The sequence below is a fragment of the Amphibacillus cookii genome, from assembly GCF_016908375.1.
GTDB classification, from domain to species: Bacteria; Bacillota; Bacilli; order Bacillales; family Amphibacillaceae; genus Amphibacillus_C; species Amphibacillus_C cookii.
On record NZ_JAFBDS010000004.1, the window covers coordinates 273543 to 298214 of the forward strand.

The 24672-nt window shown below is 36.4% G+C and carries 20 protein-coding genes, 1 tRNA gene and 1 other annotated feature; of the genes, 16 read left to right on the top strand and 5 right to left on the bottom strand.

The features are described 5' to 3' along the window. Positions 1–22: 22 nt before the first annotated feature. From mnmE to rpmH, 5 genes are all read right to left on the bottom strand, one after another. Positions 23–1399 (bottom strand): tRNA uridine-5-carboxymethylaminomethyl(34) synthesis GTPase MnmE, encoded by a 1377-nt coding sequence (gene mnmE, locus JOE23_RS07890; RefSeq protein WP_204437323.1) that lies wholly within the window; start codon positions 1397–1399, stop codon positions 23–25. Positions 1400–2285: 886 nt separating this feature from the next. After that, positions 2286–2903 (bottom strand): RNA-binding cell elongation regulator Jag/EloR, encoded by a 618-nt coding sequence (jag, locus tag JOE23_RS07895; protein ID WP_204437324.1) that lies wholly within the window; start codon positions 2901–2903, stop codon positions 2286–2288. Between the two features lie 2 nt (positions 2904–2905). After that, positions 2906–3679, bottom strand: a complete 774-nt coding sequence (gene spoIIIJ / locus JOE23_RS07900) for a YidC family membrane integrase SpoIIIJ (RefSeq protein WP_204437325.1) — start codon at positions 3677–3679, stop codon at positions 2906–2908. Positions 3680–3813: 134 nt separating this feature from the next. Beyond that, entirely contained in the window at positions 3814–4155 is a 342-nt protein-coding gene (rnpA, locus tag JOE23_RS07905; protein ID WP_204437327.1) for a ribonuclease P protein component, read from the bottom strand. Positions 4156–4364: 209 nt separating this feature from the next. Then, complete coding sequence (gene rpmH, locus JOE23_RS07910) at positions 4365–4499, bottom strand: 50S ribosomal protein L34 (RefSeq protein ID WP_204437328.1); 135 nt, start codon at positions 4497–4499, stop codon at positions 4365–4367. 580 nt (positions 4500–5079) lie between these two features. On the opposite strand from rpmH, the gene dnaA reads away from it, so the two are divergent. From dnaA to JOE23_RS07990, 16 genes are all read left to right on the top strand, one after another. Further along, positions 5080–6432, top strand: a complete 1353-nt coding sequence (gene dnaA / locus JOE23_RS07915) for a chromosomal replication initiator protein DnaA (RefSeq protein WP_204437330.1) — start codon at positions 5080–5082, stop codon at positions 6430–6432. A gap of 187 nt (positions 6433–6619) precedes the next feature. Next, positions 6620–7762 (top strand): DNA polymerase III subunit beta, encoded by a 1143-nt coding sequence (gene dnaN / locus JOE23_RS07920; RefSeq protein WP_204437332.1) that lies wholly within the window; start codon positions 6620–6622, stop codon positions 7760–7762. A gap of 508 nt (positions 7763–8270) precedes the next feature. Beyond that, positions 8271–8492, top strand: a complete 222-nt coding sequence (gene yaaA / locus JOE23_RS07925; RefSeq protein WP_204437339.1) for a S4 domain-containing protein YaaA — start codon at positions 8271–8273, stop codon at positions 8490–8492. Positions 8493–8724: 232 nt separating this feature from the next. Beyond that, positions 8725–9849 (top strand): DNA replication/repair protein RecF, encoded by a 1125-nt coding sequence (gene recF / locus JOE23_RS07930; RefSeq protein WP_204437340.1) that lies wholly within the window; start codon positions 8725–8727, stop codon positions 9847–9849. A 3-nt stretch (positions 9850–9852) separates the two neighbouring features. Then, a complete protein-coding gene (remB, locus tag JOE23_RS07935; protein ID WP_204437341.1) occupies positions 9853–10143 on the top strand; it encodes an extracellular matrix regulator RemB in 291 nt (96 codons plus the stop codon). 130 nt (positions 10144–10273) lie between these two features. Beyond that, a complete protein-coding gene (gene gyrB, locus JOE23_RS07940) occupies positions 10274–12196 on the top strand; it encodes a DNA topoisomerase (ATP-hydrolyzing) subunit B (protein WP_204437342.1) in 1923 nt (640 codons plus the stop codon). 39 nt (positions 12197–12235) lie between these two features. Further along, a complete protein-coding gene (gene gyrA, locus JOE23_RS07945; protein WP_204437344.1) occupies positions 12236–14719 on the top strand; it encodes a DNA gyrase subunit A in 2484 nt (827 codons plus the stop codon). Positions 14720–15003: 284 nt separating this feature from the next. Further along, on the top strand, positions 15004–16095 hold the full coding sequence (locus JOE23_RS07950) for an HD-GYP domain-containing protein (RefSeq protein ID WP_204437346.1): 1092 nt from the start codon (positions 15004–15006) through the stop codon (positions 16093–16095). Positions 16096–16502: 407 nt separating this feature from the next. Further along, entirely contained in the window at positions 16503–17975 is a 1473-nt protein-coding gene (gene guaB / locus JOE23_RS07955; RefSeq protein ID WP_204437354.1) for an IMP dehydrogenase, read from the top strand. Between the two features lie 283 nt (positions 17976–18258). Beyond that, the gene (locus JOE23_RS07960) at positions 18259–19590 is read left to right on the top strand and encodes a D-alanyl-D-alanine carboxypeptidase family protein (protein ID WP_204437356.1); all 1332 of its coding nucleotides are present in this window, start codon (positions 18259–18261) and stop codon (positions 19588–19590) included. Between the two features lie 311 nt (positions 19591–19901). Continuing rightward, positions 19902–20786, top strand: a complete 885-nt coding sequence (gene pdxS, locus JOE23_RS07965) for a pyridoxal 5'-phosphate synthase lyase subunit PdxS (RefSeq protein ID WP_204437358.1) — start codon at positions 19902–19904, stop codon at positions 20784–20786. Between the two features lie 33 nt (positions 20787–20819). After that, positions 20820–21410 carry a pyridoxal 5'-phosphate synthase glutaminase subunit PdxT gene (gene pdxT, locus JOE23_RS07970; protein ID WP_204437360.1) on the top strand — a complete coding sequence of 197 codons (591 nt, stop codon included), beginning with the start codon at positions 20820–20822 and terminating at the stop codon, positions 21408–21410. A gap of 37 nt (positions 21411–21447) precedes the next feature. Continuing rightward, positions 21448–21659, top strand: a binding site (T-box leader). A gap of 176 nt (positions 21660–21835) precedes the next feature. Further along, on the top strand, positions 21836–23110 hold the full coding sequence (gene serS / locus JOE23_RS07975; RefSeq protein WP_204437362.1) for a serine--tRNA ligase: 1275 nt from the start codon (positions 21836–21838) through the stop codon (positions 23108–23110). Between the two features lie 64 nt (positions 23111–23174). Next, positions 23175–23267, top strand: a tRNA-Ser gene (locus tag JOE23_RS07980). 397 nt (positions 23268–23664) lie between these two features. Continuing rightward, entirely contained in the window at positions 23665–23994 is a 330-nt protein-coding gene (locus JOE23_RS07985; RefSeq protein WP_204437364.1) for a PadR family transcriptional regulator, read from the top strand. Next, the gene (locus JOE23_RS07990; protein ID WP_204437365.1) at positions 23995–24663 is read left to right on the top strand and encodes a DUF1129 family protein; all 669 of its coding nucleotides are present in this window, start codon (positions 23995–23997) and stop codon (positions 24661–24663) included. The last annotated feature ends 9 nt before the right edge of the window (positions 24664–24672 follow it).

Here is a 24672-nt window from a genome sequence, read left to right on the forward strand (position 1 = left end):
TATCGCTCCTTTTCTTTTTTACTTATTTACCTAAACAAAACTGTGAAAACAGTTGATCAATTAAGCTATCTTGAACAGTATCGCCAACAATCTCACCCAACAATTCCCAAGTCCTTGTTACATCAATTTGTATTAAGTCGATCGGCATGTCGGCATTAATCGCAGACATTGCATCATCTAATGTAGCTAGTGCTTGTTTTAGCAATTGAATATGTCTTACATTAGAGACATAAGATAAGTCATCAGATTCAATTTGTCCTGCAAAGAATAAACGGGCAATGGCCTCTTCTAATTGGTCTATCCCTTGTTCTTCTATAAGTGACATGTTAACAATCGCATGATCTTTTGCTAGACCCGCAACTTCATTAAGGTCTATCTTGTTCGGAAGGTCTGTCTTATTGACCAATATAATAACATCTAAATCCTTAACTAACTCAAACAATTGACGGTCCTGTTCTGTGAGCGATTCATTAAAATTTAGAACAAGTAAAACTAAGTCAGCTTCTTTTAGAACTTGTCTTGATCGCTCTACTCCAATTTTCTCTACGATATCTTCCGTATCACGGATCCCCGCTGTATCAACTAATCGCAAAGGAACCCCCCGAACATTGACATATTCTTCAATAACATCACGTGTTGTTCCTGGTATGTCGGTTACAATCGCTTTATTTTCTTGGACCAGAGCATTCATAAGTGAAGACTTTCCAACATTCGGCCGTCCAATAATCGCAGTTGAAATACCTTCCCTTAAAATTTTCCCTTGTCTCGCCATTGCTAATAAACGCTCAATCTCCTGATAAACAAGCATTGTTTTTTCTAACATTATATTTTTTGTCATTTCTTCGACATCATCATACTCTGGGTAATCAATGTTGACTTCCACATGAGCAACAGTCTCAATCAATTCCTGACGTAATCGTTTGATTAACTTTGACAATTTACCATCAAGTTGTTTTACTGCCACTCCCATCGCTTTATCTGTTTTAGCTCGAATTAAATCCATCACCGCCTCTGCTTGTGATAAATCAATACGTCCGTTTAGAAAAGCGCGTTTTGTAAATTCACCGGGTTCTGCTAAACGCGCGCCTAATTGAAGGCTCATTTCTAATAAGCGATTAACAGATGCTAGACCACCATGACAATTTATTTCAACAACATTTTCCCGGGTAAATGTTTTGGGTGCTCGCATCACACTAACCATTACTTCTTCAATCATTGTTTTACTGTCTGGATCAATGATCTTACCATAGTGTAACGTATGGCTATCAACAGTCATTAGATCTTTGCCTTTAAACATTTGATTAACAATATTAATCGCTTGATCTCCACTTAAGCGAACGATCGCAATCGCGCCTTCTCCAATTGGAGTGGAAATCGCAGCTATCGTATCCAAATCCATGATCATCACCTCCAATATCATTTTTTCCTAATTTATTTTAGAAATACTTACATTTACTTCTTGCTAGCCTAGCAAATGTTTTAGCTATTCTTATACTTTCTACTTTTAAATTTTAACTTCGTCGCATCTCTACTTCTTTGTTAAAATTTTATAATTTCTACCTTGTATTAAAAATGTGACTTATTCTGAATGACTGTCACTAACTTAATAGAATACCACATATCATATACAAAAAGAAAGGATTAAATTATTCACAAGTGGATAACTCTTCACTCACCCTTACATATATGCAGTGATTTGTTGTTGTGGATAACTTCTCGTCTTTTAACACTATCACTTATCCACAGAGGCTAATTTAATCAGTGATCAGCTTAGGAAAATGATGGCTTCTCTAGACTTTGAAACTTTGTTATAAGACAGATCACTAAAACCCCACTACTCCCTAATGAACAAAAGAACAAAAAAGAGGTTCTTTGTCAAATGACGTTGGTGAGAATTTTTGCCGGCAATTTTATAGATGCATTTCACAAATATTCAAGTCGGATTATGCTGCTTGAATGTTTGTTTGGTTAGGTGCATTTTAGACTGATTTCGATTCAATAGTTCTTAACTTAATTTGAATGTCTATCTACACGTAAATTCATACGGGTTCGGTCAGGAAGTGATGAGACTCCTGCAGGAATAACACGAGCTGAAGCCGTGCCTGCGGAAAGCGCATCACTGGATGACTGAACCCATTTCTATTTTTAGAGAAATAGAAAAGACCTTAGCGAAAGTCTACCCCCATTTCACAAACGCATGAAATGGAGAATTCCCTTCACCAACGTCAAATAGTATACAACCAAAAAAAAGAAGCCCCAAAAAAGGACTTCTTTCTCTAAATGCGTTACAGTGCTCGGATAACAACATATCGGTTAGGTTCTGAACCATCAGAGAATGTTTCCACTTTCTGATGGTTCTGTAACGCACTATGAATAATTTTACGTTCTGAAGAAGGCATCGGTTCTAATGCCACATCTTTGTTAATTTTTATGGCTTTATCTGCTAAACGATGGGCCAACTGCTCAAGCGTTAGTTGACGTCTGTTACGATAACCTTCTGCATCAACAACAATACGAAAATGTTCTGACGAAATACGATTAATCATAACTTGCACCAAATGTTGGATAGCATTTAAGGTCTGACCACGTTTACCAATAATCATCGCAATTTTATGGCCCGACAAATCAAAGTTTATTTGCTTACCTTCTCGCTTGACATTAATGGAAACATCTTCAGAAAATGCCGTGGCAATCTCCTTTAGATAAATAACCGCTTGATCAATAGGATTTTCTTTAATTGATACTTTAACAATCGCTCGTTTTGCACCAAAAATGCCAAACATACCTTTCTTACCTTCATCAATAATTTCAATATTAACTTGGTCCTCTGTGGTGTTAAGTTGCTGTATAGCTGATTGGACCGCATCTTTGACAGTTTGTCCAGAAGCAGTTACCTGTTTCACTTTTATTTTCCTCCCGCTGTTTGTTGAAATTTAAACGGTTTTCGAATAAAAATTGTTTGTAATACCATAAAGACGTTACCTACAACCCAGTACAATGCTAAAGCTGCAGGGAAGAACATCGACATAACCCCAATCATAATTGGCATCATATAAAGCATCATCGTCATTTGAGGATTGCCTGCATTCTGCGTAGCATTTGTTCCTGCCATCGTTAGTTTTTGCTGTAAGAATGTCGCACCAGCGGCCACAATTGGTAAAATATAATACGGATCTGATTGAGATAACTCAAACCAGAGGAAACTCCCCTCCTGTAAACCAGGCGTACGCATAATCGATTGATACAATCCAATTAAGATTGGCATTTGAACAAATATAGGTAAACAACCTGCCATTGGATTAACATTATTCTGTTGGAACAACTTCATCGTTTCTTCTTGTAATTTCTGCTGTGTTTGCGCATCTTTAGAACTGTATTTTTCTTTCAATTCTTGTAATTGCGGTTGTATTTCTTGCATCGCTTTAGAACTTTTTAATTGCTTCACATTCAATGGAACAAGGAGTAACCTAAAAAATAAAGTCACGATGATAATCGCTATTCCAAAATTTCCACTGAAAAAATTCGCTACATTAATAATTAACCAAGACAATGGAAAGACAAAATATGAATCCCAGAAACCTTCACTTTCCGCTGTAATGGGTTCATTGACATTACCACATCCTGATAAGAGTAATACTAAACCTAATAAGGCCACGACAATTAAGACCTTTTTGCGCATGATCTTCCTCCTTAACATCCATTCATCGAACTCTATATGTAAAACTCAACTGTTATTTTATCACTATCTTGCCTTTAATACTACAACCTTTATTAAAGTCATTTTATAAATTGGCAATAGTCGCTTCAAATCAATTATTTCTTTAGTAGATGCGATTTAAATAGCACATGAGTTAGACTTTTTTTTGTTTGATGAAAATCGATATCTTTTGTTGCCACTCTTGCAATAACCACATAATCATAATTGGGCTCGATTTGGTGCTCAAGCTCAAGAAAAGCTTGTCGCAAATAACGTTTAACGCGGTTGCGAACCACAGCATTACCGACTTTTTTTGAAACAGAAAGACCAACTTTTATATGAGGTTGCTCTTTTTTTTGAAGATAATACAGTACCAATTGGCGATTAGCAAATGATTTTCCATGTTCAAAGACGTTTTGGAAATCTTCATTTTTTTTTAATCGATAACTTTTTTTCATGTACTGTTACCCCCAAATCTACAAATAATCTGCTTTCTTATCTATCCATGTTAACCATTTCACTTTAAACCAAACACCTTCATTACACCCAGTTATTTGTTCACATAGGTTATACATTACCGTTTTAAAAATGCTTTGTCGTATCATTATTAAGTCACTACTCTATTCTTAAATAATGTGGAAAAAAGACCACTGACAATTTCAGTGGCCTAAGCTGACAATACTTTTCTTCCTTTTTTGCGACGGCGTGCTAAAACGTTACGTCCATTTTTAGTGCTCATACGAGTGCGGAAGCCGTGAACTTTTTTACGTTTACGATTATTTGGTTGAAATGTGCGTTTCATTATATCTACACCTCCCTGAGGAATTAAAAATCACTATTAAGACAATCCTGTTCATTATACGTAATAACAACAGTACCTGTCAACAATTAATCGGTGAAACCATCGATTAGACAAATAAAATTTTAAAAAGCAATCGATACCACTTATCCACATGGCTTGTTAATGATACATGAAAAGATTTTTATTATCCACACAAATTATCGACAAATAAACCACAAATTCAATGCTTGTGGATGAAAAAAGTATACATGTTAAAGAATGTGTGGATAACTGTCGAATCACCTTGCATTCTTTATCTTTTTTTGATATTATAACTGTGTTTAATTGTTTAAAAATAGGTGAACTAAATAAACATATCCACAGTCAGTGGATAACCTGTGGACATTTATACACATCTTGTCCATTAATTTATTAACAAGTCTGTGTATAAATTGAATAATTGTTCTTATTTATTGCTATGATCCTTTTTTATTATCCACAATCAAACTGAACCTTTCGATCTATTTTTCTAAAATAGATTGCGAGAGGTTTTTTATATCTTTAATGGCGTTTAGCTACAATTTGAGAAAGGGGCCTATCGATGGAAAATATCGAAGAGTTATGGGCAAGTACATTATTAGCCATCAAAGAAAAGGTGAGTAAACCTAGTTTTGATACATGGCTAAGAAATACAAATGCCGATAGCATTACTGATGATACCTTAGTTATCTCTGCTCCAAATGAATTTGCACGAGACTGGCTAGAAAATAGGTACAGCAACCTTATTTCTGATGCTATTTTTGAAGTAACAGGAGCACAGCTTAAAACAAAATTTATTATTCCTGAAAATGAACGAACAACTGATCAAACAGCCAATCAAACCACAAAAATAGTGCCAGTCAAAGACCAAGAACAGCATGATGCTTCAAAAACGATGTTGAATGACAAATACACCTTTAATACATTCGTAATTGGATCTGGTAATCGATTTGCTCATGCTGCTTCATTAGCTGTTGCTGAGGCCCCCGCTAAAGCATACAATCCACTTTTTATTTATGGGGGTGTTGGATTGGGGAAAACCCACCTCATGCATGCCATTGGTCACTATGTGTTGGATCATAATCCTAATGCTAAAGTCGTTTATCTATCATCAGAGAAATTTACCAATGAATTTATTAACTCTATTCGTGATAATAAAGCGGAAAATTTTCGAAGTAAATATCGAAACGTAGATGTCTTATTAATAGATGATATACAGTTTTTAGCTGGAAAAGAACAAACCCAAGAGGAATTTTTTCATACGTTTAACACATTGCATGAAGAGAGTAAACAAATTATTATCTCTAGCGATCGACCACCCAAAGAAATACCAACGTTAGAAGATCGTTTACGCTCGCGTTTCGAGTGGGGATTGATCACAGATATTACACCACCAGATTTAGAAACACGTATTGCTATATTAAGAAAAAAGGCCAAGGCAGAAGGATTAGATATTCCTAATGAAGTCATGCTTTATATTGCCAATCAAATTGATACAAATATTAGAGAATTAGAAGGTGCGCTTATACGGGTAGTCGCGTACTCATCTTTAATCAATCAAGACATCGATGCATCATTGGCTGCTGAAGCATTAAAAGATATTATCCCTAGTACACGACCTAAAATGATCACAATAGCTGGTATTCAAGAGCTTGTTGCTGAAAAATATAATATGAAGTTAGAGGAATTTGCCGCGAAGAAACGAACAAAATCTGTAGCATTTCCTAGACAAATAGCGATGTATTTATCGCGGGAACTCACCGACTTTTCCTTACCTAAAATTGGTGAAGAATTTGGCGGACGTGATCATACCACGGTTATTCATGCTCATGAGAAAATATCAAAATTAATTAGTGATGACCAATTACTAAATCGAGAAATCGAAGAAATAAAAGAACAGTTGAAAAGTTTATGAGGTTATTAACATGTGTATAGTGTGAATATTAATTCATAGTTACACACATTCTATCCACAGGTGGATAACATTGAAATCATTAATACTTTTTTATGTTATCCACATAACCACAAGACCTATTACTATTACTACTATTTTTTTATTAATAAATAATATATAATATACTTCCATTAGGAGGATTTTATTCATGAAATTTATTATTCAAAGAGATTTACTTTTAGAAAGTATACAACACGTCATGAAAGCTATTTCTTCTCGTGTAACCATTCCCATTCTTACAGGTATAAAAATTGAAGCAACAGAAGAAGGCATTAAATTAACAGGAAGTGACTCAGATGTTTCAATTGAATCATTTATTCCTAAGGAAGTTGATGGAATCGTTAATGTTGAACAAATAGAACCTGGTCAAGTTGTCGTCCAATCAAAATACTTCCCTGATATTATCCGTAAACTCCCATTAAAAACATTAGAAATTAATACAGATGAACAATTTCAAGTCAATATTATTTCAGGAGGATCTGAATTTCACCTCAATGGACAAGATGCTATGGAATATCCACAACTTCCTGTTTTACATACTGACAATAGTTTTGAAATCAAAAATGACTTGCTAAAGGAATTAATTAAACAAACCGTGTTTGCTGTTTCGACCGTAGAAACGCGCCCTATTTTAACTGGAGTCAATATGCGACTAGAAGACAATCTATTAAACTTTGTCGCAACGGATAGTCACCGCTTAGCTTCACGTAAGATTCCTCTATCTACTGAAAATGAGGGATTGTCATTTAAAGAGGTTGTTATTCCAGGGAAGAGCTTAGTTGAACTTAACAAAATCATTGATGACAGTGAGGAATCGATGTCTATAAGTGTTACAGAAAACCAAATATTATTTCAAACCAAAAATTTAAACTTTCTCTCACGCTTATTAGAGGGCAATTATCCGGAGACATCACGACTTATTCCTGAACAAAGTAAAACGACAGTATTAACACAGACTAAAGCCTTGCTTCAAGCGATTGATCGGGCCTCACTTTTGGCTAAAGAAAATAGAAATAACGTCGTTAAACTTGAAACAAAAGGTAACAATCAATTACAAATAAGCAGTAATACACCAGAAGTCGGGCAAGTAACCGAGGAAGTAACAACAGAAAGTATTGATGGTGAGGATTTAAAGATTTCTTTTAGTGCTAAATATATGATTGATGCATTGAAAATTATACAAGAAGACTATGTAAAAATTGATTTTACCGGTGCGATGCGTCCATTTATTATTAAACCACATGAAAATGATCAGATTTTACAACTTATTTTACCGGTAAGAACTTATTAGAAAGTCTTAGATAAGTTATAAAGCGAACCTTCAATCAGGGATAGTTATTTGTGATAAATACGAGATTTTTTAAAGATAGAGCTTGTCGCGTCTGCTCTATCTTCTTTTTATTTGTCATTTAAATCGTAATGATATGAGATGAGCACTTTGCTATTCGGACAATCTTTAGTAAAATAGATAGGAGAGCATATATGTGAGCGGAGCAATTGTTCTAAAGTGAGAGCGTTGAGCATTTTTCAACAGACTTAATCGGCGATTTCAATTGGTTTGTAAAATAGTTAGCATAAAACGAACCTTTTCAATCTGTGGGCGGAGGGCTACAGGATCTAGGTCATGCAGATGTTGCCACAGGACGTGGCGGTTTTAGTCTACGATCTTACCCACCCACGAATGGTTCGTTGAGTGAATCAAGACATGAGCGTCCGTTATCTGTGATAAATAAAAATAACGACATTCGTGAAAGCTAAATAAACACAGGTTTTCCTAATTAAGAAAGGAGTTATATAGTGTGGAAGCTGAAGAATTTCAAATTGATACTGAATACATTCAACTTGGGCAATTTTTAAAGTTAGCTAATATCGTGGAAAGTGGCGGTATCGTTAAATTGTTTTTAAGTGAATATCCTGTTTTTATAAATGGAGAGCAAGATCAACGCAGAGGAAGAAAATTATATCATCGTGACTTAATAGAAATTGAAGATGTAGGTACATATCGAATTATAACTAACTAATCGATTTCATCTTCTCTACAACGAGGCAACGGGCTGTTTTCTTTAGGTAATGTCTTGGTTTTCTTATCGATTAGGAAAGTATTGTCGTCAACCGATGAAACGAAATTTAAAAAGTCCAAAGTATTAGACAAACACAGCACTCAGTTCTATTGAACACAGTAGCGTTAATCTTATACTATTAACCATCTACTTAGTAACTTTCTTAATCGTATAAAAAGGAAGGCATCATTTTATGTACATTAAAGATATAAAATTAAGTAATTATCGAAATTATCCAAAGCTTGAACTCACCTTTGATGATCGAATTAACGTCATTATTGGGGAGAATGCTCAAGGAAAAACCAATTTGATGGAAGCTATTTATGTTCTAGGTTTTTCTAAATCTTATCGAACAGCTAAAGATAAAGAACTTATTCAATGGGAGCAAAGTTATGCTAAAATAGAAGGTACGGTCTTTAAAAGACAATATCATTTTCCTCTAGAAATTCAATTATCAACTAAAGGGAAAAGAGCTAAGCTCAATCATTTAGAACAAAAACGGCTGAGTGATTATATAGGCGCGCTTAATCTAGTGATGTTTGCTCCAGAAGATCTTAATTTAGTAAAAGGGAGCCCTCAGGTGAGACGACGCTTTATTGATATGGAAATTGGCCAAATAAAGCCTGTGTATATTTATCATCTTGGGCAATATCAAAAAATATTAAAGCAACGTAATGCTTTATTAAAGGCATTACAAAGGCGAAAGACCCATGATAAAACGATGTTAGATGTACTCACTGAACAACTTATCGATCATGCGAGTGTAATTGTTGAAAAACGTTTTCTATTTTTAACATTACTTCGGAAATGGGCAGCATCGATTCATCAAGGGATTAGTCAAGATAAAGAAAGCTTAACTATTTTCTATGATGCAACGATAGATGTATTAGAAGGCGATGATAAGGAAAAAATAAAGAAGATATATAACGATACCTTTAATCAAAATAGAGAAAAAGAGATTGATCGTGGGAGTACGTTATATGGTCCTCACCGTGATGATTTGTCTTTTTATATTAATGATCGAAATGTGCAAACCTTCGGGTCACAAGGTCAGCAGCGAACGACAGCATTGTCTTTAAAATTAGCTGAAATTGAATTAATAAAAAGTGAAGTCGGTGAATACCCCGTTCTTTTATTAGATGATGTGTTAAGTGAATTGGATCAATATCGTCAATCACATTTACTACATACCATTAAAGGCAAAGTACAAACGTTTGTTTCTACAACGAGTATCAGTGATATTCAGCATGAAACGATCAACCAAGCAGAGCTATTTTATGTCGAAAATGGTTCAATAACGAAACAGAGAAGAGGCTAAATTATGTTTATTCATATTGGGGATGATCAAGTGATTCGCTCAGATGAGATCATTGTCATGATTGATCAACAGTATGTAGCATCATCTTCGATTAATGAAGAGATGATCGAACATCAAGAAGAAGTAGAAGATATGCCTCAGTTAGATCATGATGTAACTAAATCGATTATCATTACAAAAGATCATGTCTATTATAGTCCATTATCGATTTTGACGTTAAAGAAGAGAGCGAGTATGCTCTCGACATTAAGTCATTTAGACGATTATACCGATAGCGAAACGTATGATACATGATGACTTGACAACACAATACCTTTAAATACTATTTGCTTAACCAAATCGTTTGCGATTTTTAATATAAATAAAATCAGACCATCTTAATCGATTGTGTCTGTGTCTAAATGAGAGTGTAGGTGAATCAGCAATGGAAGAAAACAATTTAAATGAACAACAATATGATGAAAGTCAAATACAAGTATTAGAAGGATTAGAGGCTGTCCGCAAGCGACCAGGTATGTATATTGGTTCTACAAGTGAACGCGGTTTGCACCATTTGGTTTGGGAAATTGTTGATAATAGTATTGATGAGGCACTTGGTGGTTATTGTGACCATATCCAAGTGATAATTGAGAAAGATAACAGCATTACTGTTATCGATAATGGGCGGGGAATTCCTGTTGGTATCCATGAAAAAACAGGTCGTCCTGCTGTTGAAGTAATTATGACGGTGTTACATGCTGGTGGTAAGTTTGGCGGGGGAAGCTATAAAGTTTCTGGTGGTTTACATGGCGTTGGTGCTTCAGTTGTTAATGCTCTTTCAACTTCTCTGGAGGTTTATGTTCATCGCGATCAAAAAATTTACTATTTAGACTTCAAACGCGGGAAATTAAATACCGAGTTGAAAGTTATTGGTGATACTGATATTACAGGAACTCGTACTCACTTTAGTCCGGATGAAGAAATTTTTGATGAGACAACGGTTTACAATTATGATACGTTATCTTATCGTTTGCGTGAATTGGCATTTCTAAATAAGGGGTTACGCGTAAGTATTGAAGATAAACGTTCCGATGAAGTGAAAAAAGAAGAATTTCACTATCAAGGTGGAATTAAATCTTATGTTGAGTTTTTAAATCAATCTAAAGAAGTGCTTCATGCCCCCTTTTATGCCGAAAAAGAAGAGCAAGGCATTAATGTTGAAGTGGCCATTCAGTATAATGATGGGTTCGCTAGTAATATTTATTCCTTTGCTAACAATATTCATACATATGAAGGCGGTATGCATGAGTCAGGTTTTAAAACAGGGTTAACACGTGTAATTAATGATTATGCTCGTAAAAATAATTTATTTAAAGAAAATGATCCGAATTTGACTGGAGACGATGTCAGAGAAGGACTTACAGCTATTATTTCTATTAAACACCCAGATCCTCAATTTGAAGGACAAACGAAGACAAAATTAGGTAATAGTGAAGCACGAACGATTACTGACTCTTCATTTAGTGAGTTATTTTCAACCTTTTTATTCGAGAACCCAGATACAGCTAAAATCATTGTTGAAAAAGGGTTAATGGCTTCACGTGCTCGTCTTGCAGCTAAGAAAGCACGTGAATTAACGCGTCGAAAAGGTGCCTTAGAAATCTCTAATTTACCCGGAAAGCTAGCTGACTGCTCTTCACGTGATGCCTCAATAAGTGAGCTTTACATTGTTGAGGGTGATTCAGCAGGAGGTTCGGCAAAGCAAGGTCGGGATCGTCATTTTCAAGCGATTCTTCCATTACGAGGGAAAATTTTGAATGTAGAGAAAGCAAGACTAGACAAAATTTTATCAAATAATGAAATTCGCTCGATGATTACCGCAATGGGAACAGGAATAGGTGAAGACTTTAATATTGAAAAAGCACGTTATCATAAAATTGTGATTATGACAGATGCCGATGTCGATGGTGCGCATATTCGTACGTTATTATTAACCTTTTTCTATCGTTATATGCGCCCACTAATTGATTATGGCTATATCTATATTGCACAGCCACCATTGTATAAAGTCCAACAAGGTAAGGCTGCTTACTATGCTTATAATGAAAAGGAAATGGAACGCATTTTAAGTGAATTGCCAAAACAGCCTAAACCGGGCTTACAACGCTATAAAGGTTTAGGGGAGATGAATGCGACCCAACTATGGGAAACAACAATGGATCCGGAAAATCGTACGCTCCTCCAAGTGAATTTAGATGATGCGATTGAAGCCGATCAAATTTTTGATATGTTAATGGGTGATAAAGTAGAGCCACGTCGTAATTTTATTCAAGACAATGCTGTTTATGTGAAAAATTTAGATATTTAGGATTAATGTAGGTTCCTCAGTTGGATAGGAGGTAATTGAATGGTGGATAACCAACGTCCCCAAGTACAAGAAATAAATATTGGAAAAGAAATGCGTACATCTTTTTTAGATTATGCAATGAGTGTTATTGTTGCCCGTGCCTTACCAGATGTACGAGATGGTTTAAAACCTGTACATCGCCGTATTCTATACGCAATGAATGATCTTGGTATGCATGCAGACAAAGCCTATAAAAAATCAGCACGTATTGTTGGTGATGTAATCGGGAAATACCACCCTCATGGTGATTCTGCTGTGTATGAAGCCATGGTAAGGATGGCACAAGATTTTAGTTATCGTAATATGCTTGTTGATGGTCATGGGAATTTTGGTTCTGTAGACGGTGATCCCGCAGCGGCTATGCGTTATACAGAAGCTAAAATGTCTAAAATATCAATGGAGCTGTTACGTGATATTAATAAGAACACGGTTGATTATATGGACAATTATGATGGTTCTGAACGTGAACCTAAAGTATTACCTGCCCGTTTTCCGAATTTGCTAGTGAACGGTGCATCAGGTATTGCTGTTGGGATGGCTACAAATATACCACCACATCAGTTAGGTGAAACCATTGATGCTGTATTAGCCGTTAGTGAAAACCCAGACATCACGGTTGATGAGTTAATGGAGCAATATATTCATGGTCCTGACTTCCCTACCGGTGCAATGGTGTTGGGGCGCTCTGGCATTCGAAAAGCTTATGAAACTGGTAAAGGATCGATAACCATTCGAGCGAAAGCAGAAATTGAAGAACAAGCAAATGGTAAATCCCGTATTCTAGTGTCTGAACTACCTTACCAAGTGAATAAAGCAAGGCTTGTTGAAAAAATTGCTGAATTAGCCCGTGATAAGAAAATTGAAGGTATTACTGATCTAAGAGATGAGTCTGATCGAAACGGGATGCGTATTGTCATTGAACTGCGGCGAGACGCTAATCCTAATGTTCTATTAAATAATTTATATAAGCAGACCTCTTTGCAAACCTCTTTTGGAATTAATATGTTAGCACTTGTTGACGGGCAACCGAAAGTTCTTACATTAAAGCAAGCACTTGAACATTATTTAGAACACCAAAAAGAGATTATTAGACGCCGAACAGCTTATGAATTAGAAAAAGCAGAAGCACGTGCTCACATATTAGAAGGCTTAAGAATAGCACTCGATCATATTGATGCGATCATTCAATTAATTAGACAATCGAAAACAGCGGATGAGGCACGTGACGGGTTAATGTCACACTATCAATTAACTGAGAAACAAGCCCAAGCGATTCTAGATATGCGTTTACAACGTCTAACAGGCTTGGAACGTGACAAGATTGAAAATGAGTATAGAGAACTTATCAATACCATTGCGGAACTCAAGGCCATTTTAGCGGATGAGGAAAAAGTTCTTGAAATAATTCGTGAAGAGCTAGAAGAAATAAAAGAACGCTTTAATGATAAACGCCGAACAGAAATTATCTCTGGGGGCATTGATTTCTTTGAAGATGAAGATTTAATTCCTGAAGAAGATATTGTTGTCACACTTACCCATAAAGGCTATATAAAACGTCTACCATCTTCGACTTATCGTACACAGCGCCGTGGGGGGCGTGGAGTGCAAGGGATGGATACAAATGAGGACGATTTTGTTGAACATTTAGTCTCCACATCGACACACGATACCGTCTTATTCTTTACCAATAAAGGAAAAGTTTATCGTCTTAAAGGTTATGAAATTCCAGAGTTTAGTCGTACAGCTAAAGGTCTTCCTATTATCAATTTACTTGAAATTGATAAAGGTGAATGGATCAATGCAGTTATTACTGTACATGAATTTGAAGCAGACTGGTATTTATTTTTCACAACCAAATATGGTATTTCAAAACGTACGCAATTAAATCAATTTGCTAATATTCGTAAAGGTGGCTTAATCGCATTAAATTTACGTGAGGAGGATGAGTTGATTTCTGTTCGATTAACGGATGGTAAGAAAGATATTATGATCGCAACTAGAGAAGGCTCATTAATCCGTTTTGAAGAAACGCAAATTCGCTCAATGGGGAGAACAGCAGCTGGTGTGAAAGGAATCTCGTTACGTGAAGGCGATGAAGTCGTCTCTATGGAGATTATTGAACCTGATGATTACGTCTTAAATGTCACGGAAAATGGCTATGGGAAGCAAACCCCAGCGGAAGAGTATCGAATGATTAATCGTGGCGGTAAAGGGGTTTCTACAAGTAATATCACTGAAAAAACCGGTAAGGTTGTTGCTGTCAAAGCGGTTAGTGGAGAAGAAGACTTGATGATTATGACCGTATCAGGTGTTCTGATTAGAATGTCTGTTGAGAGTATTTCAAAAACAGGAAGAAATACACAAGGTGTAAGGTTAATTCGTTTACAAGACGATGAAAAAGTTGCTACAGTGGCTAGCATCGAACAAAAAGAAGTAGAAGTTGAAGATAAAGAAGAAGATCAATTCGTGCAAGAAGAAGAGTAATTCCATGAAATATTTTCAAATAAGTTGTGACGTTGGAAGATAATTAATACCGAACAAATGAGAATTCGAACATACTTAAAGTTTTCGGTCTGTGAAAACACTTAGTTGAGCGACATCCTGTAGCCTTGAGCTGTACCTATGGCTGAGGTTACGGAGATGTCAGCTTTTGTTTAGTAGCGAAAGCAATGTGTGATGTGTATCTAGCCATTAATTAGCATTCTACTTAACTTAATAAAACTTTTGTTTCAGTCTTATTTTAATCTTATCTTCAGGTGGTGAACCTATTGTTTGTACATCCTAATCAACTTGTGCCAAATTGTGTTATTAAGACAGATGTTTATGGGAAAACCAATTATCCTATTATGCTTCAGGGAACCATTGTTACAGATATGCACATTAAAGTATTAAACCGCTTTTTAGTCACTCACGTTGAAGTATCACCTAAGTTAGCTAATGGTCAACCCTTTCAGCCCGATCAAGACTTTACTGACAAAGAGGAGCAACATAAAGTTGAGCATGATCAACTTCAGCACTCTACTTTCCTTGAGCAGTATCAGCGAGCGGTTGCAGACTATCAACAAATGTTTCAACAATGGCAAAATGGTACAATGATTGATATTCATCAGGTAAGACAAATGATTGTGCCATTGTTAGAACATATCGATCACAACCATGCTGATATTTTTTTGATTGCTAATCAATCGACAAAGCTATCTTATTTCTATCACCATAGTGTTTCAATGAGTTTATTAACCGCTATTTTAGCTAAACGTCTAGGGTTTGATAAGGAATCGATCCAAATCAGTATAGCCGCATTACTCGCTGATAGTGGAATGGCTAAGTTAAATAAAACGCATTTCGAAAAAAATGGTAAGTTACCTACACATGATTATCAACAAATTAAAAAACATCCGACCTATTCTTATCGTTATCTTGAAAAGACACCAACGTTAACAAAGGCGGTAAAATTAGCGGTATTACAGCATCATGAGCGGATAGATAGCCATGGCTACCCTCTTGGTGTACCTGGTGAGAAAATTCACCCCTATGCCAAAATTATTGCAATTGCTGATGCTTATCATGCGATGACGGCAGATCGTTACTATCAAGAGAAATGTTTATTCTTTTCTGTCATTTCAACAATGAAAAAACAGGAAAATCAACAATTTGATCGTCGTTATTTAAATGTTTTTATTACAAGTTTGGAAGACGCGTTATTAGGTGAAAAGGTTTATTTATCTGATGGAAGAATAGGCACACTTGTCGCATTAGAGTATGAGGACCTACCAGAAATCATGATTCAATTGACTGAAACCAATCAAATTATCTCAATTGGAGAAAGAGATCAGTTGATGATTAACCATCTTATTAAATAATGGAAAAGCTACATGATAGCACTTTAATAGGCTATCATGTAGCTTTTTTCGCTTCCTTGTCAAATGACGTTGGTGAGAATTTCCCTCACCAACGAAACATTATGCAACTCTTTTTTCAATAAGTGAATAGAACAAGTTTAAAATGTCTCGCTACTTTTCTACACGCTCACCGTATCCCTTCTTAAATTTTCTAAAAAAATAACTTGTCTAATACCATTTTCTTTGTCGTTTTAAAATACTGAAAATTCAGTTATTAAAACACTTTTATCTCGATTTAAGCTTAATTTTTAAAAAGTTGAAATCTATGCTGAAAAAAGGTTGAAAAACTAATTTTGTTATCGTATTGTAAATAACAATAAGAAAAGCTTGTATAGATAAAGAAAGCTAATCAATAAGGAGGAACAAGAATGAGGGAGGACAAATTTACAAAAGAAGGTTTAACGTTTGATGATGTATTATTAATACCCGCTAAATCAGAGGTATTACCACGTGATGTCTCGATTCAGACCACATTAACAGAACAGTTGGCATTAAATATTCCACTTATAAGCGCTGGAATGGATACCGTTACTGAAGCTGAGATGGCGATTGCGATGGCACGACAGGGTGGTCTAGGTATTGTTCATAAGAATATGTCGATTGAAGAACAAGCAGAACATGTTGACCGTGTCAAACGTTCCGAGAGCGGTGTGATCACGAATCCTTTCTTCTTAACCCCAGATAACCAAGTGTTTGATGCAGAGCATTTAATGGGGAAATTTAGAATTTCTGGTGTCCCTATTGTTAATAATAAGGTTGATCAAGTACTTGTAGGTATTCTAACTAATCGCGATCTTCGTTTTATTGAAAACTATTCAATTAAAATTTCCGAAGTGATGACGAGTGAAAATTTAGTTACCGCTCATGTTGGTACGACCTTAGAAGAAGCAAGTCAGATTCTTCAAAAGCACCGTATTGAAAAGTTACCTCTTATTGATGAACAAGGTGTGCTTAAAGGATTAATTACTATTAAAGACATTGAGAAAGTCATTGAGTTTCCTCATTCTGCAAAAGATGGTCAAGGCCGTTTATTATGTGGTGCAGCAGTGGGTGTGACCGTTGATGCGATGACACGTATCGATAAGCTTGTTGAAGCAGGTGTTGATGTCGTTGTTATTGATACCGCTCATGGGCATTCACAAGGTGTCATTGAGCAAGTGAAACGTGTACGAGAAAAGTATCCTGAGCTTAATATTATTGCTGGTAATGTAGCAACACCTGAAGCAACGAAAGAACTAATCGAAGCAGGCGCTTCTATCGTTAAAGTGGGTATTGGACCTGGTTCAATATGCACGACTCGTGTGGTAGCAGGTGTTGGTGTCCCTCAGATTACCGCTATTAATGATTGTGCAAAAGTTGCTGATCAATATGGTGTTCCTATTATTGCAGATGGTGGTATCAAATACTCCGGTGATATTGCTAAAGCCATTGCAGCTGGTGCTCAAGCTGTCATGTTGGGGAGTTTATTTGCAGGTGTAACTGAAAGTCCAGGAGAAACCGAAATTTTCCAAGGTCGTCGCTACAAAGTTTACCGTGGTATGGGTTCTGTTTCAGCGATGAAATCAGGTTCTAAAGATCGCTATTTCCAAGATACAGATGATGCGAAGAAGTTGGTGCCTGAAGGTATTGAAGGTCGTGTCGCATATAAAGGACCGTTGGCTGATACTGTCCATCAACTATTAGGTGGGTTGCGTTCAGGTATGGGGTATTGTGGAGCAAAAGATTTAAATATCTTCCGTGATCAAGCACAATTTATTCGTATGACTGGCGCAGGTTTAAGAGAATCACACCCACATGATATCCAAATTACCAAAGAAGCGCCGAATTATTCTGTACAGTAACGCTTGGACAAGCGACCATCATTTCTGTTCTATGTTAGGAAAGAGCAATTACAAAATTTCAACAAAAAAGTGAAAAGCACAACGCAACGTTTTAAAGTTTCAAGTATAAAAATGCTAGCAGGTGAGAAAATCTATCTTACCTGCTTTTCTCACATATAGCCTCTTATTTTTTGTTAGAATAGAGTGATTATTTGGTAGAAAATATAGACAAAAGTAGATATCTAAAAAGACCTGAATATGATAGAATAACGAAGTGGAACAAATTTTGTGGAGGTAATGGAAGTTGAAAAATATAACAAAAATTTTCGTTAGTCTATTAGCAACGATGTTATTAGTCGGTATTATTGGTGTAGGCGCTAAACACGTTTACGCACAGACATTAGATATTGAAGCAGAATCTGCTATTTTAGTAGACGCAGAAACAGGAGAAATTCTATTTGCTAAAAATGCTGATATGAAATTGCCACCGGCTAGCATGACCAAAATGATGACGGAATATTTGGTCTTGGAGGCTATTAATGATGGCCAAATTGATTGGGATACGACAATCCAAATTGGTGATTATCCATACAGTATTTCAGCTAATAATTCTTTTTCTGGCATTGGTTTAACACAAAATCAAGATTATAATGTAAGACAACTTTACGAGGGAATGGCGATTATTTCTGATAATGCTACGACTATTGCTTTAGCTGAGTTGATTGCAGGTTCTGAAAGTGAATTTGTCAAAATGATGAATGCTAAAGGTGAAGCGTTAGGTTTAACTGATTTTGAGTTTGTCAATTCAACAGGTTTAAATAATGCAAGCTTAGGTGATAACCATCCTGAAGGCACTGCCCCGGATGCTGATAATTTGATATCTGCACGATCTACTGCGATATTAGCCTATCATTTAGTTAATGATTATCCAGAGGTGCTAGAATTTTCTAGTACGTTACGGTCTGAATTAGATGGTGAACAATTAGAGAATTTAAATTGGATGTTACCATGGAATAACGATAATTTCGCACAGTATTACTATGAAGGTGTTGATGGCTTGAAAACGGGCTTTACAACAGAAGCAGGATACAGTTTTACAGGTACTGCTGAGCGAGACGGTCAACGTTTAGTGTCCGTTGTCATGAGAACAGATAGCTATGGTGCACGATTTAAAGAAACAGCTAAGCTATTCGAATATGGTTTTGAGCAATTTACTACAATGGAACTTTTTGCTGAAGGATATCAGATAGATGATCAATCAGTTATTGAAGTTAGTCAAGGGAAAGACAGTCAAGTGGAAGTAGAGTTAGCTGATAGCATTTCGGCTATGGTTCGTAATGGTGAAGAAGATGCTTACACGATTGAGTATGTCTTTGATGAAGACAAATTAACTGAAGATGGCCAACTGATTGCGCCAATTGAACAAGGAGAAAGCGTTGGTCAAGCAAGATTAATTTATGAAGGTAACGTCGATTACGGTAATATTTATCCTGATCAATCTAATCAAACGGTTGATTTGGTTGCTGTTGCTGAAGTCGAACGTGCGAATTGGTTCATGCTTACGATGGGGGCAATTGGTAATTTCTTTAGTAACCTGTTTTCAAATGTAGTGGAGGCTGTAACCGGTTGGTTTTAGAAAAAGGTTCAAGAGCATAAGTTGTTCTTGAACCTTTTCTTCTCAATTTAGGAGACGACAACGATAAAAATGGCTGATCACGATAAGGATGAGCAGATGAGATTATATCACTGGCATCGTAACTTTTCTCTATTAATTGATCAGCTCGAGTCACCTTTACCCGAATTATTGCTAAAATCGCAAAACAAGCTTGCACATCAAGCATGGGTAGGATAAAATGTTAGCTAATTAAAAGAGGAAACCAAAACATTTGCTCTTAAAATAAACAAGTGAATGGGTGTTTTCTAAACAAAACAATAGGGGGATATGGAATGGCTAATTTAGGTACAGATCGTGTCAAACGAGGAATGGCAGAAATGCAAAAAGGTGGCGTTATTATGGACGTCGTCAATGCAGAACAAGCAAAGATAGCAGAAGAAGCTGGAGCGGTAGCCGTCATGGCATTGGAACGGGTCCCATCAGATATTCGAGCCGCGGGTGGTGTCGCACGTATGGCTGATCCAACCATTGTAGAAGAAGTGATGAACGCTGTCTCGATTCCTGTTATGGCAAAGGCTCGAATTGGTCATGTTGTTGAAGCACGTGTTTTAGAAGCCATGGGTGTTGATTATATTGACGAAAGCGAAGTATTAACACCAGCTGATGAGGTTTATCACTTAAATAAAAAAGAATATACGGTACCTTTTGTCTGTGGATGTCGTGATCTAGGTGAAGCGGCACGTCGGATTGGTGAGGGGACTTCAATGTTACGAACAAAGGGCGAGCCAGGTACAGGTAATATTGTAGAAGCTGTGCGTCATATGAGAGAAGTCAACGGGCAAGTACGTAAACTTATTAGTATGTCGACAGATGAAATTATGACATTTGCTAAAGAATTGGGAGCTCCTTATGAAGTGCTTCTAGACATTAAAGCAAATGGCCGTCTCCCTGTTGTAAATTTTGCTGCAGGTGGAGTTGCAACCCCAGCTGATGCGGCGTTAATGATGGAATTAGGTGCTGATGGTGTCTTCGTTGGTTCAGGTATTTTTAAATCCGATGAACCCGCTAAATTTGCTAAAGCTATTGTTGAAGCAACAACGCACTATCAAGATTATCAATTAATCGCTGATATATCAAAAGGACTTGGCACAGCCATGAAAGGACTTGAGATTAGCACCATTGCCCCTGAGCAACGTATGCAGGATCGTGGTTGGTAAATTAATCTAGTTTAAATAAAGGAACGATAACAAATGATAAAAATAGGTGTACTAGGATTGCAGGGTGCAGTTAGAGAACATATCAAATCGATAGAACGAAGTGGTGCTGAGGCAGTTGTTGTTAAAAAGGTAGAACAACTAGCTGAAATAGATGGTTTAATCTTGCCTGGCGGTGAAAGCACAACAATGAGACGCCTTATTAATCAATATGGTTTTTTACAACCCCTTCAACAATTTAGTGATGCAGGCAAGCCGATCTTTGGGACGTGTGCTGGACTAATTTTATTAGCGAAAGAAATCGTTGGGCAACAAGAGCCACATCTCGCATTAATGGATATTAAAGTTGAACGTAATGCATTTGGTAGACAACGTGAATCCTTTGAGGCGACTTTAGCCATCGAAGGTGTTGCACCAGATTTTGAAGCGGTATTTATACGTGCACCTTATATCATGAAAGCAGAGGCGAATGTTGAAATATTAGCTAAGTATAACGAGGCCATTGTTGCAGCAAGACAAGGAACCATACTTTGCACGGCATTTCATCCAGAACTAACAGAAGATGATCGTTTAACCCGCTATTTTGTTAAAATGGTTGAAGATGTTAAAAAAGAACTTGCATATTAAGTCTGTTTTCGCTATGATATAAAAAAACGTTAATAAGTACAACACGTTGAGAGGAATTAGTAACCTTTCTGTTTGCTACTAAAGAGAGCTGGTGGTTGGTGTAAACCAGCACAATAGATTGGTGAATCCATCCTTGAGTGATATGTGGTCGACAAACATGTCCGGTTTCAGAGCCGTTACTTCTAAACAAAGCTGGGGGACTTCGTCTCCAATCAGGGTGGTATCGCGGGAAAAACTCTCGTCCCTTTATTTATTAGGGATGAGGGTTTTTTCTGTTATACAAAAATGAGCTAAATGATATTGAGTGATCATTTGTACTCACTTTGCTATTTTGCTTATGGTAATAGCTCGATCTGATGTCTTGTAATAAGAGTAATTAATCCACTTGATCAATAAGTAATAAATTTTTATGAGGAGGAATTTAAATGTTAGATATTAAGTATTTACGTCAAAATTTTCATGAGGTTAAAGAGAAATTGAAATATCGAGGAGAGGATTTATCTGATCTTGATCAATTTGAATCCCTTGATCAATCACGACGCGATTATATTGCAAAAACGGAAGAATTAAAAGCGAAGCGTAATGAAGTATCAAAAGAAATTGCAGCATTAAAAAAACAGAAACAAGATGCTGAGGCGATGATTCAGGAAATGCGGGCAGTTGGTGACCAGATTAAAGAAATCGATGCAAAGTTAAGGGACGTTGAAGAAAAGCTTGAACAGTTAATGCTTTCTATTCCTAATCTCCCCCATGAGTCAACCCCGATTGGGGAAACAGAAGAGGACAATGTAGAAATACGTAAGTGGGGGGAAGTCAATCAACCTGAATTTGATTTAAAACCGCATTGGGATGTAGCAACAGACCTAAATTTATTAGATTTTGAGCGTGCTGCAAAAGTAACAGGAAGCCGGTTTGTTTTTTATACGGGTTTGGGGGCACGTCTTGAACGTGCATTATTGAATTTTATGATGGACTTACATGCTGATCAACATGGCTATCGAGAAATGTTGCCACCGTATATGGTCAATCGAACAAGTATGACCGGGACAGGACAACTTCCTAAATTTGAAGAAGATGCTTTTAAGATTGCAGATTGGGAATATTTTTTAGTACCCACAGCAGAAGTACCAGTAACCAATTATTATCGAGATGATATTTTATCAATTAAAGATTTACCACAGAAATTTGTAGCCTTCAGCGCTTCATTTCGTTCAGAGGCAGGATCTGCTGGCCGAGACACCCGTGGATTAATTCGTCAGCATCAATTTAATAAAGTGGAGTTGGTTCAATTTGCTAAACCAGAAGATTCTTATCAAATTTTAGAAGAATTAACGGGTCATGCAGAAAAGGTATTACAATTATTGGCGTTACCCTACCGTGTGATGAGTATGTGTACGGGTGATTTAGGTTTTACCGCTGCCAAAAAATATGATATTGAAGTATGGATGCCAAGCAATAACACGTACAGAGAAATATCATCTTGTTCAAACTTTGAAGCATTTCAAGCACGCCGTGCAGGGATTCGTTTTCGCCGTGAAGAAAAGGCTAAGCCTGAATTTGTTCATACGTTAAATGGATCAGGTTTAGCAATTGGTCGGACGGTGGCCGCGATATTAGAAAATTATCAAAATAAAGATGGCAGCGTGACAATCCCGACTGTTCTTCAACCTTATATGGGTGGAAAAGAAACGATACAATAAATTGATAAAATAATATTGACAGGGATAATAAGAACTGATATTATAAATCTTGTCGTCAGTTTACGGAGGAATACCCAAGTCCGGCTGAAGGGATCGGTCTTGAAAACCGACAGGGGCTTCACGGCTCGCGGGGGTTCGAATCCCTCTTCCTCCGCCATTATTATACCTATACCTATAACTTAGACGATATAATAAGGAGCTAATCAGTGTATCGACTGATTAAGCTCCTTTTGTTTTTTATAGCTAAAATAAATCCTTGCATTATCACAAAAAATCATTTAATATAATTAACTATATGGTAAAGCAAGATAGCGTTGTGATCTGATTAGTCTAAGAACCACGTTATAAACAACTTAATGAGGAAGTCAGTTTTATCACAGATAAGCGTCCGTAAATCGCCCACCTCAAAAAGGAGAACAAATTAGCCGGTAGCTAACGGACGCTAATGTCCCGATTCACTCAGCTAATCATCAGTGGGCAAAAACAAGAGCGCTCACTGATTGAAGAGTCGTTTTATTTCACACACTATATTGCAATGCAAGGTAGGTGAAAGCATGTCAATTGGAAGCCAATTATTGAAAGGTGTTTTAGAAGGTTGTATTCTAGCGATCATGGCTAGGGAAACGGTATATGGATATGAGCTTGCTGTCAAATTACAGACACAAGGCATTGATGTTAGTGAAGGTTCGATCTATCCTATCTTATTACGATTACAAAAAGAGGAATTGATTATTGGGGAAATAAAAAAATCGCCTCATGGACCTAATCGTAAATATTATCAATTAACTGATAAAGGAAAAAAGTCGTTGCAAGCATTTCGATTGCATTGGGAAAGTCTAAAATATCCCGTAGATCGCTTATTAGAAGAAAAGGAGGAAAAATAAATGGAGATGATTAAAGATAATAATCAAAAACGTGAATTACTTAATGAAAAAAACAAGAAGCTTTATGAAGATATCTTAGTATACGTTCGGTTATCTTATAATAAGTCTGAGCAAGAGACCGAAGAAATCTTAATGGAATTACTTGATCATTTACTAAGTTTACAAAAAGAAGATAGAGATGCTAGTGAATTATTTGGTGATAATCCTCGAAGCTATGCTGATGAGATTATTGGTGAACTACCCAAAACGGTCACTAGAAAAAGCTTGTGTCTATTCGGTATGGGGGTATGTTATTTTTTTGCAACATTCACATTTTTTCAAGGATTTTTAACAACCCTTCTGTCTTATATATTTGATCACATACAAACCAGTCGCACTTATGCACTTGGAACCGTATTTGTTAACAGTTTTAGCTCTGTAGTCATTGCAGCCCTTGTTGTCTACGGAATGATTCGTTACTTAAGATGGTCTTGTTTTAACACATGGTCTAAAGCCTTTGAAGTAATATTTACGGGCGTATTATTTGGTATCATTCCTTTTGGATTATTTATCGCGCTATTTTATTTTATGCCTGCGTTTGGAGTAGTGATAAACCTTGATGTATACTGGTTAATGCCTATCGGTATTATATTGTTCCTTATCGGTCAATGGCTTAGAAAAAGAGCATAGTTTGAAAAC

What these genes read in the sequence shown, in the direction of transcription:
- JOE23_RS07985 (WP_204437364.1), top strand. Translation starts at nt 23,665, where the DNA reads ATGTCAATTGGAAGCCAATTATTGAAAGGTGTTTTAGAAGGTTGTATT.
- spoIIIJ (WP_204437325.1), bottom strand. Translation starts at nt 3,679, where the DNA reads ATGCGCAAAAAGGTCTTAATTGTCGTGGCCTTATTAGGTTTAGTATTA.
- JOE23_RS07990 (WP_204437365.1), top strand. Translation starts at nt 23,995, where the DNA reads ATGGAGATGATTAAAGATAATAATCAAAAACGTGAATTACTTAATGAA.
- dnaA (WP_204437330.1), top strand. Translation starts at nt 5,080, where the DNA reads ATGGAAAATATCGAAGAGTTATGGGCAAGTACATTATTAGCCATCAAA.
- pdxT (WP_204437360.1), top strand. Translation starts at nt 20,820, where the DNA reads ATGATAAAAATAGGTGTACTAGGATTGCAGGGTGCAGTTAGAGAACAT.
- gyrB (WP_204437342.1), top strand. Translation starts at nt 10,274, where the DNA reads ATGGAAGAAAACAATTTAAATGAACAACAATATGATGAAAGTCAAATA.
- guaB (WP_204437354.1), top strand. Translation starts at nt 16,503, where the DNA reads ATGAGGGAGGACAAATTTACAAAAGAAGGTTTAACGTTTGATGATGTA.
- rnpA (WP_204437327.1), bottom strand. Translation starts at nt 4,155, where the DNA reads ATGAAAAAAAGTTATCGATTAAAAAAAAATGAAGATTTCCAAAACGTC.
- pdxS (WP_204437358.1), top strand. Translation starts at nt 19,902, where the DNA reads ATGGCTAATTTAGGTACAGATCGTGTCAAACGAGGAATGGCAGAAATG.
- serS (WP_204437362.1), top strand. Translation starts at nt 21,836, where the DNA reads ATGTTAGATATTAAGTATTTACGTCAAAATTTTCATGAGGTTAAAGAG.
- recF (WP_204437340.1), top strand. Translation starts at nt 8,725, where the DNA reads ATGTACATTAAAGATATAAAATTAAGTAATTATCGAAATTATCCAAAG.
- gyrA (WP_204437344.1), top strand. Translation starts at nt 12,236, where the DNA reads ATGGTGGATAACCAACGTCCCCAAGTACAAGAAATAAATATTGGAAAA.
- dnaN (WP_204437332.1), top strand. Translation starts at nt 6,620, where the DNA reads ATGAAATTTATTATTCAAAGAGATTTACTTTTAGAAAGTATACAACAC.
- rpmH (WP_204437328.1), bottom strand. Translation starts at nt 4,499, where the DNA reads ATGAAACGCACATTTCAACCAAATAATCGTAAACGTAAAAAAGTTCAC.
- mnmE (WP_204437323.1), bottom strand. Translation starts at nt 1,399, where the DNA reads ATGGATTTGGATACGATAGCTGCGATTTCCACTCCAATTGGAGAAGGC.
- remB (WP_204437341.1), top strand. Translation starts at nt 9,853, where the DNA reads ATGTTTATTCATATTGGGGATGATCAAGTGATTCGCTCAGATGAGATC.